Consider the following 11736-nt stretch of genomic DNA (forward strand, 5'->3'; position numbering starts at 1 on the left):
GCGATTTTTTCATTTCTCTTCTGCAGGTTCTATCGGCCGTGCTTTCGTCATCGAGTCCCCGAGGACTTCATCGGTCGTGACGCGTTTCAGGAAGAATGACAGGCCGAGGGCGACAGCAAGCAGCAGGGTGGCTATCAGGAAGGCGAAGTTGATGCCGTCGAGCATCGCCTGGTCCATCATCATCGCATCCGGCTGGGAGACGCCTGCGAGCCTTGCATTCATCGTGTTCTGCATGATGGTGATCAGGAGTGCCGTGCCGATGGCGCCGGACACCTGGTTCAGCATGCTGTTGATGGAAGAGCCGTGTGGTGTCAGCTTCGGCGTCAACTGATTCATGCCGTTCGTCATCACAGGTGTCATGACGAGCGTCATGCCGAATGCACGGATCGAATAGAGCATGATTAGGAATGTATAGCTCGTATCAAAGGTGAGCCGGCTGAAGAAGAATGTCGTCGAGACGGTCAGGACGAGTCCGACTATGGCGAGGTTCCTCGGGCCGAATATGTCGAAGAGCTTTCCGGAGACCGGACTCATGAACCCCATGATCAGCGCCCCCGGCAGAAGTAGGAGACCCGTTTCGAGCGGGGAGATTCCTTGGATATCCTGGAGGTATATCGGCATGAGGATCATCCCGGAGAAAAGGGCCATGTTCATTGTGCCGATCAGCAGGGAGGACAGTGTGAACATGGGGAACTTGTATACCGAAAAATCGAGCATCGGTTCACGCATGCGCGTCTGCTTCCGGATATAGAAAAATACGGCGATGAAACCGACGAGCAGGGCGAATATGACATCCGCCCTCAGCCACCCGCTGTTCCCTGCGGAACTGAAGCCGTACAGAATGCCGCCGAAGCCGAAGGTGGACAGTATGACGGATGGAATGTCGATTCTGGTGGAATACCCGGTGTCCGTCTCAGGCAGCTTGAACCATCCGATGCTGAGCACGACAAGAAGTACGGGTACCATGATGAAGAACAGGTAATTCCAGGAGTAGCTCTGCACGATGAATCCGGAGAGGGTTGGACCGATGGCTGGCGCAAAGAACATGACCAGGCTGAACAGTCCCATCGCTGTGCCCCGTCGTTCCGGGGGGAAGCTTGTAATCATGACATTCATCAGCAGCGGCATGAGGATGGCCGATCCGGATGCCTGGACCATGCGGCCCAGGATCAGCACTGGGAAGGTCGGTGAAAAACCTGCGATCAGTGTACCGGAGAGGAAGAGCAGCATCGCTGCCAGGAAAAGTTTCCTGGCACTGAATCTCTGCATCAGGAAGGCGGTGGTCGGTATGACGATGCCGCTGATGAGCATATATGCTGTGGAGACCCACTGGACGGTGGAAGTGGTGATGCCGAAGTCATCCTTGATGGATGGCAGGGCGACATTCAGGAACGTATTGGAGAGCAGTGCGACAAAGGCGCCGGAGAGCAATATGACGATAAGACGGTAGTCCGGCGCAGATTTTTCGGTTGTTTCCATGCAGATACCTCTGTTTCTTTAAAATCAATATTACTATTATATTCCGATTTTCGAAACAATCAAGGATTTTGCACTTTATATCATCCGATCCTATTGTCTATTGTGATGTAGATGAAGAATCCGAGCGTGATGCCGAGAAGTAGTGAGATCGGGATGGCGTAGGTGCCCATCGTCGGCACGAATGCAGTGATGAGCCAGTAGATTGCGAGCGTGATGATGCCCATGAGCACCAGGTTCAGCAGTAGGCGTGTCATAATTTTACCTCCATTGTTTATTATGTCGAATATAACTTTCCGAAGGGGCGGATGTCCATCAAAGCGGACTGCACTTCACGGACCGTCTGATGAATGAAATGCTGAAATCAGGGTACAGGGATAATGGATTAAAATTACGGAGGGAGATTGTTTATGAGTAAGGAACTTCTGTTATTTGAACTTGAAAAGACAAGAGGATGGACATTGGATCTGTTCGAGGGAATGGAAGAGGAAGACATGCATATCATCCCTGAAGGATTTCCGAACAGCATCCACTGGCAGCTTGGACATATTGCAGGAATGATGGAGATGGTGACCGCTGCATTGACCGACAAGAACACTGATACGTCCAAGCGTTATCAGAAATATTTTGGATTCGGTACGAGTCCCGACGATTTTGACGGTGAGACACCAGCGACCGATGAAATTGAAGCGCTGCTGAAAGGGCAGCCGGAGCGTCTTGAAGATCTGGATGAAGCAGTGCTGGATGAGGATCTGCCCCGGGAATTCATGGGAATGACGACCCGCAGGGAGCAGTTCGCTTTCATGATCATCCATGAAGCCATGCATGTCGGGAAAGTACAGGAAATGAAACGGGTACTGGAGAACCAATAAGGAGCATCGCAAGATGCTCTTTTTTGATGGGTAAATTATGATGTTCATTTTGAATTGGATTTATAGTATCTTTAAGGTAAGACTTATGTATGAAAAAACCCCCGGCTCAACCGGGGGAGTGATCTACTGCAATCTGTTGACGACAGCTCTCGCTGCGGCCTCTGCAGAGGCTGGATTCTGGCCGGTGATGAAGTTTCCATCTGTAACGATGTGCTCTTCCATCGCTTCTCCGACGACGAAGCCTGCGCCATTGGATTCGAGTTTCGACTGCAAGGCAAATGGCATATCATCAAGGAGTCCCATGGACTTTTCCTCTTCGTTCGTGAAACCGGTCAATTTGACTCCGTCCACGACATATTTGCCATCTTTGGTCTTGGCATCTGCGAAAGCAGCCGGGCCGTGGCATACAGCACTGATGATGCGGCCGTCATCCTTGAAGAATGCCAGGATGTTCTGGATGTCCGCCTGGCCTGGGAAATCGTACATCGTTCCGTGCCCTCCGGCGAAGAAGATGGCGTCATATCCTTCATATACCATATCCTTTATACGTTTGGTGTTTTGGAGGAGCTTGATGATCTCATTGTCGCCTTCCGCTTCTTCACCATCCAAAGAGTTTGGGTCCAGGGGAACTGAACCGCCTTTCGGTGATGCGATGTCGACCTTGAAGCCTGCGCTCTGGAAGACATGATACGGCTCTGCCGCCTCGCTGAGCCACAGGCCTGTAGGCTTGTCTTCATCGTTGTTGATCTTGTCGTGATTGGTCACTATAAGTAGTACGGATTTAGTCATATTGATATCCACTCTCCTTTCTTTATGGTTTACCCCGGGTGGATTGTAATTAATCTTTTTTAAGGAATCTTAATTTGCAGAATGGCCAAAGAATCAAAAATCATCCATATCATGGAGGGAAAGCAATGAATGTAAACTTTGGGAATGTCGCTGAAAATTATTTGAAGTATAGGGATGACATCCCTGACAGTCTGATCAAAGGGCTGGAGATGCGTGGGGTGGCGATCGCAGGCAGCAAGGTGGCCGATCTCGGTGCAGGGCCTGGGCTTCTCAGCAAAATGCTGAGTGACAGGGGTGCCATCGTCGATGCCGTGGAACCTTCTTCCGAACTGGTTGAAGTGGGGAAGACGCATATCGGCAATGACCAGAGGATCAATTTTACACAGCGGTATGCAGAGGATACCGGCTTGGCGACGAACAGTTATGACATCGTCATGGTGATGCGCGCATGGCACTGGTTCGACCGTGAGGGCACAATCGATGAAGTGAAGCGTATCCTGAAGCCGGGCGGACACCTGGTCATCATGGATTCCGGTTTCACCTCGGCTTCCAAGATCGTCAAGGAATCGATGAAGATCATCCAGTCCTATTCGACGGACAAGCAGATCAGGCCAGCGGGGACGAAGGACATGGCCACACAGATGATCAACAGCTTCCCTGTAGAATGGTTCGACGAATGGAAATACGCGAAGTTAGATCTGATGGAGCTGTACAAGATGGACTACGAGGTCAAGTTCACCAATGAAGAATGGGTCGGACGGCTGTCCTCGGTATCATGGCTTGCTGCTTTCAAGGAAAAGCAGAGGAAGAATACATTGAGCCGGATCAGCGCCTACCTTGAAGATAATTTCCCGGACGGCAGTCATAAGATTCCGCATATTCTGAGTGTGGCAATCCTGCAGAACAAGAATAATCTGCAGCCCTGAGCTGATAAGTTCCCTTCAAATGAAGATAATTTGTGATTCTTGAGCATTTATATTCACAAGTCACTTACTTATTGTTATTATATTTGTTATGTGATAACACAGATATTATCTTATTGGAGGATCATAAATGAAAAATGTACTTGTAGTAAAAGCAAACAACCGCCCGGACGGCATCTCCACAAAAATGTATGATGCGTTCATGGAAACGGTGGAAGACAATAAAAATATGAACATCAATGTATATGACATATTCGAGGAAGATATGCCATATATCGGACATGAACTCTTCAGCGCCCTCGGCAAGATCCAGAATGAAGAAGCACTGGACGCCGACGAGCAGCGTCTGATGGATGCGAAGCAGAAGGCGATGGACGCATTTGAAGCGGCCGATGTCATCGTGTTTGCATTCCCGCTGTGGAATCTTGCGATTCCTGCACGCCTGCAGACTTTCATCGATTACGTATACTCAGCAGGATTCACATTCAAATATAATGCAGACGGGTCAATGGCACAGCTCATGACCGACAAGAAGGTCATCCTCCTCAATGCACGCGGCGGCATGTACAGTGCACCTGAAATGGAAGGCATGGACATGTCCCACAACTACATGAAGAATGTCATCGGCGGCGTATTCGGAATGGAAATCATCGATGAAGTCATCATCGAAGGTCATAATGCGATGCCTCAGGAGGCAGCAAGGATCGTCGAGGAGGGCCTTGAAAGTGTGCGTGAATGTGCACGCGAACTTAACGCCCAATTTGCATAAGATACCAAAAAACCGACGCTCCGGCGTCGGTTTTTTTGTGCTATCATTTGAATATATTTGAATGGGAGGGTATTGGATGTGGCATATCAGAGCATTTGACGAACTGGATATCCTCACATTGGAGGAAATCTATAGACTCAGGACCGCCGTATTCGTGGTGGAGCAGGAATGCGCCTATCAGGAAGTCGATGGGGTGGATCCTGAATGTACACATATCTATAAGACGGATGATACGGGGATCATCGCCTATCTGAGGATTGTGCACGGCGACCCATTATCCATCGGACGGGTCATCGTCAGGGAAGACCGACGGGGCACCGGACTCGGACAGGAACTCATGAACCAGGCTATGGAATATGTACATACACACTTCAAGGGTGAACGGATCTATCTGCATGGTCAGGCGCACCTGGAGAAATTCTACAAGTCATTCGGCTTCAGGACGACTTCCGAAGTCCACCTTGAGGATGGCATACCGCATTTGGATATGGAATACAAAGAGGGATGAGCATGCTGGCATGCTCATCCCTCTTTGTTTTTCGTCTCATCAATAAGCCAGCGCCGATCCGCGTCCTTTTCATAGAGCTGCCGGTTTTCAATTCTGATCCGATCGAGTTCCTCCCTCATGGAATGGTTCTCAAGAAGGAAGTTCTCCTGTCTGAGACGTTCCAGTTCAATTTCGCGGTCGAGGACATCCAGGCGGATCTGTTCCATCTTTCGTTTATGCTTCAAGTAGTCGCTGCCGAAGCCCCCTGCAAAAACAATCAGAACAATTATAATGATCCACCACATGGGCAGTCTCTCCCTTCAATTTCAGCCCGGGTCTTGTCATGGCGAATATGAACTGCCGTGGTTGATGCCAAAAGTGTTAGTCGTCATCCTCATCTTCTTCTTCGTCCTGAAAATCTTCTTCCAGATCTTCAGCAGCCTCATCACGGTCTCCATCATCTTCTTCAGGATTGCCAGTATCTTCATCTTCACCAACTGGTGCATCTGTATCTCCAGTACCTTCGGGCGCACATGCACTTAAAATGAGCATCATGATCATTCCCATCGAAAACATCCATTTTTTCATAATCATCCGCCTGCCTTTCTTACGGTTTATTAGGAAAATACCCCAAGTATGCACAAAACAAACAGGAAAGCGTAATCATGGGCATAATAATGCACTTAAAGGCATGTATTTGAAGAATGTAAAGGAAAACAGAAATATAATTTCACGTATTAATTAATATAATAGAATTGTTTAAAAATTTATAATAGATTTACTTTGGTAAAATAATCACATGATTATTGATGAACCCTCTATATAATGGTATATTAAAACTGAGATAAATGATATCTGGAAATTAACTGTTAAATAAAATTACAGATTATTAGGGGGAAATTAAATGTTTTCAACAGACCGTATTTCAGCAGACCTGCGTATGGAAGAATACAAGAAAATTGCTGACAGCTACACTTACCTTTCAGAAAAGAAGAAGGAAGATAGAAGCGGAAAGTCCATCTTTGCAAGAATATTCGGCAGAAAGACTGCATAATGACATAAGCAACCCCTGATCAAATGATCAGGGGTTGCTTTTTTCTACGACAGGTTGAGCTGCCAAGTCACGCCGAACTGGTCCTGGAGCCAGGCGAACTGTTTGGAGAAGCCATATTCGTCGAGCGGCATATGGATGGCACCCTGTTTTTTAAGCTTCCTGTAGTAGAGTTCTATTTCCTGGGGGGTGCTGCATTCGATATAGAAGGACATGCTCGGGGTGAAGGTGAACTCATGCGGCACGCTGCTGTCCATCATCATGATCAGCTGATCCTGTATCATGATTGCCCCCTGCATCACCTTGCCTTCGAGCTCGGGATCTGCATCATCATACTTCCTGATCATCCGGATTTCTGCATCCTTGAATGTCTCTTCATAATATTTCATCGCCTCTTCGGCACGGCCTTCAAATGTTAAAGATGGAGTGATGGATTTCATTGGAATGCTCCTTTTTCCTCCAGTATAACAAAAAAACAGGACAGCCCTTAAATGCCATCCTATTTTTCGTCCGTCTGTCCCAGTATGTTCGAGCCCTGTATGAAATACTTCTGGAAGAAGAAGAACAGGATGATGACAGGCATGAGTACAAGCAGTGAACCGGCCATCAGATAGTTCCACTGTGTGCTCGACTGTTCCTTGAAGACCTGGAGGCCGAGCTGCAGCGTATAGAGGGATTCATCGTTCAGGTACAGCAATGGTCCGAGGAAGTCATTCCACACGCCGTTGAAGGAGAATATCGCCACTGTGAACAGTGCCGGCTTGATCATCGGAAGGGCAATCTTGAAGAATATCTGGAAATGGTTTGCCCCCTCCATCCTGGCCGCTTCGATCATGCTGTTCGGTACACCTTTGAAGAACTGCCGCAGCAGGAATATGTTGAATGCACTGCCGAAGAATGAAGGCAGCACGAGTGGATAGTACGTATTCACAAGGCCAAGCTCCGCAAAGATGACATACTGCGGAATCAGCGTAATGAACCCGGGCAGCATCATCGTGGAAAGGACGAGTATGAAGAGCGCCTCCCGGCCCTTGAAATTGATCTTGGCAAACCCATATGCAATGAATGCATTCACGAATACGTTCGCCAGCACGACAAGCACCGTAATGACGGATGTATTGATGAAGTAGGTGAAGAAAGGCGCAATTTCAAAGATATCTACGAAATTGGAGAACTGGATGTCCTGTGGGATGAATGTGAACTCCCCGCGATAGATCTCCTCCATCGATTTGAGGGCGATGGATATCATCCAGAACAGTGGTGCCATCATGAAGAGGCTGCCGACGATCAGAAGCGCGAAGTTGAAGATGCGCCAAAATTTCATCTTATTGGAGTTGTACATTCAATCAATCCCCCTCATAGTGGACCCACCGTCTGGCGAATTTGAAATTGATGATGGTCAGGATAAGTACGATGATGAAGAGTATCCACGACATGGCCATGGCATAGCCCATATCAAATACATTGAATGCCTTGATCCACATGTAGAGATTGTAGAACAGCAATGAATTCTCCGGTGCCCCGGCATTGTCGGCACTCATTACATAGGCCTCCTGGAAGATCTGGAAGGAGCCGATTGTGCTGGTCACGATATCGAAGAAGATGATCGGCGTCACCATCGGCAGGGTGATCCTGAAGAACATCTGCACACGGGTTGCACCGTCCATGATTGCCGCCTCATAAAGTGTTTTGGAGACGCCCTGCATCGCGGCAAGATACAGCAGCATGCTACCGCCAGCGCTCCACAACTTCATCATGATGAGGGAGGGCTTGGCCCATTCCGAATCGAACAGCCAGTTCGGACCATCGATGCCGAAGATGGCGAGGAACTGGTTGATCAGTCCCGTCGACGGGTCGAGCAGCTGCATCCACAGAAGATAGACTCCGACACCGGACAGGATAGCAGGCAGATAATAGATGGTGCGGAATACGCGCATGCCCGGAATGTCCTGGTTCATCAGGGTCGATATCAATATGGCCGCAATTGTGGTCAGGGGGACGGAGAAGGCGACGAAATACAGAGTGTTGTAGAGCGATGTCCAGAAGAGGTCATCGTACATGAACATCTCCTTGTAGTTCGCGAATCCGACGAAATCCATCCGTGATGTCACATTATAGTTTGTAAAACTGCCCACAAGAGAAAAAAGCAAGGGGCCGAGTGTCAGCCCCAAAAACCCGATGATCCACGGCAGGATGAAAATATAGCCGTAGAGGTTCTCTTTCTTTTTATTCATGGAATCACCTATCTGTTATTTTCAACTATGCGTTCAAGGTCTGATTGTGCCTTTTCCAGTCCCGCTTCAACGGTTGTATTCCCACTGATGATGGATTCGAACGTCGGGTTCACCGTGCTTGCGAAATCGGGAGCCACGAGCGGCTGAGGTGTAAGCAGTGTATTGTCCATGTTCTCCACCATGAGGGAATATACTTCTTGTCCTGCTTCACTGAATTCATCACTCTCTGCAGCTGAGCTGCCGGCTTCCTCATGGGCGACGAGGTCGAAATTGTTCTCCGCCCAGTAGAGCTGTGAATCATGGTTCGTCAGGAATTCGATGAATTTATAGGAGGCTTCAGGGTCTTTGGCGCCTTTTGGTATTTCGGCGACGAAGCCGCCGCCCCATGAAGTATGTCCGTTCCCTTCCTCTTTTTCAGGCAGTGGTGCCACACCGAAGTCCATATCCTGCCCAAAATCCCTGAGCTGGACGTAGTAGTTGGCGTTCTGTACCATCATGCCGATGTTTCCGGCCATGAATGGGTCCTGCTGAGCGTTTTCAAACTGGGAGTTGATTGAGGTGATGGTATTCTCCCCGTATTTATTCTTCTGTTCCAGAATCCAGTTGAATGTATCGTGGACAGGTTCCGTATCGATCTTCACATCCCCATCAGGGCTGATGTAGTTCTCACCGAGGGCGTTCATCATCCATACATCCGTCCCCGAACCGATCAGCGGATAGAAGCCGATGCGTTCGTAGCTGCCGCCTTCCTCTACATCAAGCTGGGCGGCATACTCCTCAGCCTCTGCCCATGTGGACGGTGGATCTTCCGGATCCAGTCCGGCCTCTTCGAACAGATCCTTATTATAGAAGAGGATCTGTGTATCCGTATTGAACGGCAGGGCATACATCTCATCCTCATACATCGTCGCTTCCGTCATCTGGTCGTAGAAGCGGCTCTCGACATCGGAGTCGACGAATTCCGTGATCGGCTCCATCTGCCCCTCCTGTGCCCTCAGCTTCACCGTGTTTATGTCATTGATGATGACATCCGGCGGGTCGCCGGCAGCGATCGCTGCAAGGTTCTTGGTCCATATGTCACCCCACGGGACATAAGTATGCTGTACTTCGATTTCATCCTGAGAACTGTTGAAGTCCTCGATGATCTTGTCGATCACCGGACGCCTCTGTTCGGATCCCCAGAATGACCAGAAATCAAGTGTGACCTTTTCACCGTTCGAGCCTTCAGCATCACTGCCTTCCGTATCGCCTGATGCATTGTCTTCCTCTGAAGAGTTGGAGCTTTCGGAATCCCCGATCTGGAATCCCCCGCAGGCTCCCAGTATAAAAACTGCCGTTAAAATAAGAAATAGAAACTTCTTCATGATTTGATCCTCCATCCCGGATTAAAAAGTGTGAATATTCAGTTATGCGTTCATTATAGCAAAGAAGAAGTGGAATGCTATAAAAAACTCGAACCAAAGGGTAATTTATTTTTAAGTGTTCCATGCATAATGCATTGAAAACCAGCAGCGGCAAAGGGTGAAGGGTTATTCAGAAAAATGATGAGAAAGAATTGAACATCGACTCAGCGAGGATTACAGTGTATTCATACACCAATTTCGTTTTCCGTAAGAAATTTTAAATATTGAAGGAAGAATAAAAAAATGAAGTGTAATGATATTAATTTTGTTCCATAATATGAAATTATGATTAAATAATTTCATAAAAAAACCGGCACTCCGAGTGCCGGTAAAAACTATGCTTCTGCTGTGAGTTCATCGTAGCGTCTTTCATCATAGACATCTTTGTCCAATGAGCGGTTCGTCTTTGCGGTTATCGTTCCGGCCGTCATCGAACCGCTGACGTTGACGGCTGTCCTTCCCATATCAATCAGGGGTTCGATGGAGATGAGGACGGCGGCGAGGGCAATCGGCAGGTTCATCGTTGACAGGACGATGATTGCTGCGAATGTTGCACCGCCACCGACACCGGCGATCCCAAGGGAGGCGATGACCGTCACGGCAATCAGCGTAATGATGAACTGCGCGTTGATTTCAACACCGGCCGCCGGTGCAATCATGATGCCGAGCATTGCAGGGTAGATGCCGGCACACCCATTCTGACCGATGGATAGTCCAAAGCTCCCCGAGAAGTTGGCTATGCTTGCCGGTACGCCGAGTCTCGTCCGCTGCGTCTGTATGTTGAGCGGCAGTGTGCCGGCGCTTGAACGGGAAGTGAAGGCAAACAGCAGTGCTTCCGCCGTCTTCTTGAAGTACTGGAGTGGATTCAGTCCTGTCAGCCCGATCAGCAGGAGATGAACGAGGTACATCGTCAGCAGTGCAGCATATGAAGCAACGACGAACAGTCCAAGATCGTATATTGCCTGGAAGTTCGAAGTGGCCACAGTAGAGGCCATGATCGCCAGGATCCCATATGGGGTCAGGGCAAGAATGATTTTGACCAGCTGCATGACCCAGTCGTTCAGGGCGATGATGCCTGTTCTGATCTTTTCACCGCTCTCGGGATTGCGCTGCATGAGACGGACGAAGCTGAATCCCATGAAGATGGCGAAGAGGACGACTGCAATCGTGGAAGGGGCCCGATCTCCTGTGAAGTCAAGGAAAGGATTGGCCGGCAGCAGTGATACAAGCTGCTGGGGAAGTGTCTGGTCTTCGATTTCAGAAGCGGTGCTCTCGAGTGAGAGTGCCCGTTCATTTTCGGCTTCACCCAGGTTGAGGCTTGAAGCATCAAGGTTGAAGAGCAGGGCGGCAGATATGCCGATGACAGCAGCAATTGCGGTGGTGCCGAGCAGCAGTGCGATGATTTTGATGCCTGATTTCAGAAACTTCTCCTTTACATCCATCTTTGCGAAAGCACCGAGGATGGAAATGAAGACGAGCGGCATGACGATCATCTGCAGCAGCCGGACGAATCCGCTGCCGACAATGGAAATCCAGTCCATCGTATTTGTTATGACCGTACCGTCCACGCCATAGATCAGCTGGAGTCCAGCGCCGAAGAACAGCCCGAGGACGAGGCCGATCATCACACGGTGGGAGAACTTAACATTCCGCTGCTTGAGGAACACCAGGGCACCGATGAGCAGCAGGAAGGCGATGATATTTATGACGACAAGTAATGCATCCATTTGAT

15 protein-coding genes are annotated in these 11736 nt (G+C 49.0%); 5 read left to right on the top strand and 10 right to left on the bottom strand.

Annotation, left to right across the window (positions count from 1 at the left end):
• Positions 1–9: 9 nt before the first annotated feature.
• On the bottom strand, positions 10–1479 hold the full coding sequence (locus LLU09_RS09460) for a DHA2 family efflux MFS transporter permease subunit (protein ID WP_228311524.1): 1470 nt from the start codon (positions 1477–1479) through the stop codon (positions 10–12).
• A gap of 80 nt (positions 1480–1559) precedes the next feature.
• Positions 1560–1733 (bottom strand): hypothetical protein, encoded by a 174-nt coding sequence (locus LLU09_RS09465; protein ID WP_170156411.1) that lies wholly within the window; start codon positions 1731–1733, stop codon positions 1560–1562.
• Positions 1734–1886: 153 nt separating this feature from the next.
• Here LLU09_RS09465 and LLU09_RS09470 point away from each other — a divergent pair, with 153 nt between their 5' ends.
• Positions 1887–2348 carry a DinB family protein gene (locus LLU09_RS09470; RefSeq protein ID WP_228311525.1) on the top strand — a complete coding sequence of 154 codons (462 nt, stop codon included), beginning with the start codon at positions 1887–1889 and terminating at the stop codon, positions 2346–2348.
• A gap of 123 nt (positions 2349–2471) precedes the next feature.
• Here the strand turns inward: LLU09_RS09470 and LLU09_RS09475 are convergent, their stop codons facing one another.
• Positions 2472–3137 carry a type 1 glutamine amidotransferase domain-containing protein gene (locus LLU09_RS09475; RefSeq protein WP_094906937.1) on the bottom strand — a complete coding sequence of 222 codons (666 nt, stop codon included), beginning with the start codon at positions 3135–3137 and terminating at the stop codon, positions 2472–2474.
• Positions 3138–3262: 125 nt separating this feature from the next.
• Between LLU09_RS09475 and LLU09_RS09480 the strand changes: the two genes are divergently transcribed.
• From LLU09_RS09480 to LLU09_RS09490, 3 genes are all read left to right on the top strand, one after another.
• Positions 3263–4063 carry a class I SAM-dependent methyltransferase gene (locus LLU09_RS09480; protein WP_228311526.1) on the top strand — a complete coding sequence of 267 codons (801 nt, stop codon included), beginning with the start codon at positions 3263–3265 and terminating at the stop codon, positions 4061–4063.
• A gap of 127 nt (positions 4064–4190) precedes the next feature.
• Complete coding sequence (locus LLU09_RS09485; RefSeq protein ID WP_228311527.1) at positions 4191–4829, top strand: FMN-dependent NADH-azoreductase; 639 nt, start codon at positions 4191–4193, stop codon at positions 4827–4829.
• Between the two features lie 76 nt (positions 4830–4905).
• Entirely contained in the window at positions 4906–5337 is a 432-nt protein-coding gene (locus LLU09_RS09490) for a GNAT family N-acetyltransferase (RefSeq protein WP_228311528.1), read from the top strand.
• Positions 5338–5351: 14 nt separating this feature from the next.
• Here the strand turns inward: LLU09_RS09490 and LLU09_RS09495 are convergent, their stop codons facing one another.
• A complete protein-coding gene (locus LLU09_RS09495) occupies positions 5352–5621 on the bottom strand; it encodes a hypothetical protein (RefSeq protein WP_228311529.1) in 270 nt (89 codons plus the stop codon).
• Between the two features lie 76 nt (positions 5622–5697).
• Positions 5698–5904: a hypothetical protein gene (locus LLU09_RS09500; RefSeq protein WP_228311530.1), complete on the bottom strand. Its 207-nt coding sequence runs from the start codon at positions 5902–5904 to the stop codon at positions 5698–5700.
• Between the two features lie 316 nt (positions 5905–6220).
• Between LLU09_RS09500 and LLU09_RS09505 the strand changes: the two genes are divergently transcribed.
• Positions 6221–6370 carry a hypothetical protein gene (locus LLU09_RS09505; protein WP_170156410.1) on the top strand — a complete coding sequence of 50 codons (150 nt, stop codon included), beginning with the start codon at positions 6221–6223 and terminating at the stop codon, positions 6368–6370.
• Between the two features lie 44 nt (positions 6371–6414).
• Here the strand turns inward: LLU09_RS09505 and LLU09_RS09510 are convergent, their stop codons facing one another.
• From LLU09_RS09510 to LLU09_RS09530, 5 genes are all read right to left on the bottom strand, one after another.
• A complete protein-coding gene (locus tag LLU09_RS09510; RefSeq protein WP_094906932.1) occupies positions 6415–6807 on the bottom strand; it encodes a VOC family protein in 393 nt (130 codons plus the stop codon).
• A gap of 59 nt (positions 6808–6866) precedes the next feature.
• A complete protein-coding gene (locus LLU09_RS09515; protein WP_228311531.1) occupies positions 6867–7709 on the bottom strand; it encodes a carbohydrate ABC transporter permease in 843 nt (280 codons plus the stop codon).
• Between the two features lie 4 nt (positions 7710–7713).
• Positions 7714–8601, bottom strand: a complete 888-nt coding sequence (locus LLU09_RS09520) for a carbohydrate ABC transporter permease (RefSeq protein WP_228311532.1) — start codon at positions 8599–8601, stop codon at positions 7714–7716.
• Positions 8602–8609: 8 nt separating this feature from the next.
• A complete protein-coding gene (locus tag LLU09_RS09525; RefSeq protein ID WP_228311533.1) occupies positions 8610–9965 on the bottom strand; it encodes an ABC transporter substrate-binding protein in 1356 nt (451 codons plus the stop codon).
• Between the two features lie 374 nt (positions 9966–10339).
• The gene (locus LLU09_RS09530; protein ID WP_228311534.1) at positions 10340–11731 is read right to left on the bottom strand and encodes an L-cystine transporter; all 1392 of its coding nucleotides are present in this window, start codon (positions 11729–11731) and stop codon (positions 10340–10342) included.
• Positions 11732–11736 lie beyond the last annotated feature (5 nt).

Origin of the sequence: Salinicoccus sp. RF5 (assembly GCF_020786625.1) — a bacterium.
In the GTDB taxonomy this organism is placed as follows: domain Bacteria; phylum Bacillota; class Bacilli; order Staphylococcales; family Salinicoccaceae; genus Salinicoccus.

Coding starts and splice junctions, on each gene's coding strand:
- LLU09_RS09520 (WP_228311532.1), bottom strand. CDS start 8,601: ATGAATAAAAAGAAAGAGAACCTCTACGGCTATATTTTCATCCTGCCG.
- LLU09_RS09495 (WP_228311529.1), bottom strand. CDS start 5,621: ATGTGGTGGATCATTATAATTGTTCTGATTGTTTTTGCAGGGGGCTTC.
- LLU09_RS09490 (WP_228311528.1), top strand. CDS start 4,906: ATGTGGCATATCAGAGCATTTGACGAACTGGATATCCTCACATTGGAG.
- LLU09_RS09460 (WP_228311524.1), bottom strand. CDS start 1,479: ATGGAAACAACCGAAAAATCTGCGCCGGACTACCGTCTTATCGTCATA.
- LLU09_RS09525 (WP_228311533.1), bottom strand. CDS start 9,965: ATGAAGAAGTTTCTATTTCTTATTTTAACGGCAGTTTTTATACTGGGA.
- LLU09_RS09510 (WP_094906932.1), bottom strand. CDS start 6,807: ATGAAATCCATCACTCCATCTTTAACATTTGAAGGCCGTGCCGAAGAG.
- LLU09_RS09500 (WP_228311530.1), bottom strand. CDS start 5,904: ATGAAAAAATGGATGTTTTCGATGGGAATGATCATGATGCTCATTTTA.
- LLU09_RS09485 (WP_228311527.1), top strand. CDS start 4,191: ATGAAAAATGTACTTGTAGTAAAAGCAAACAACCGCCCGGACGGCATC.
- LLU09_RS09480 (WP_228311526.1), top strand. CDS start 3,263: ATGAATGTAAACTTTGGGAATGTCGCTGAAAATTATTTGAAGTATAGG.
- LLU09_RS09505 (WP_170156410.1), top strand. CDS start 6,221: ATGTTTTCAACAGACCGTATTTCAGCAGACCTGCGTATGGAAGAATAC.
- LLU09_RS09465 (WP_170156411.1), bottom strand. CDS start 1,733: ATGACACGCCTACTGCTGAACCTGGTGCTCATGGGCATCATCACGCTC.
- LLU09_RS09470 (WP_228311525.1), top strand. CDS start 1,887: ATGAGTAAGGAACTTCTGTTATTTGAACTTGAAAAGACAAGAGGATGG.
- LLU09_RS09515 (WP_228311531.1), bottom strand. CDS start 7,709: ATGTACAACTCCAATAAGATGAAATTTTGGCGCATCTTCAACTTCGCG.
- LLU09_RS09530 (WP_228311534.1), bottom strand. CDS start 11,731: ATGGATGCATTACTTGTCGTCATAAATATCATCGCCTTCCTGCTGCTC.
- LLU09_RS09475 (WP_094906937.1), bottom strand. CDS start 3,137: ATGACTAAATCCGTACTACTTATAGTGACCAATCACGACAAGATCAAC.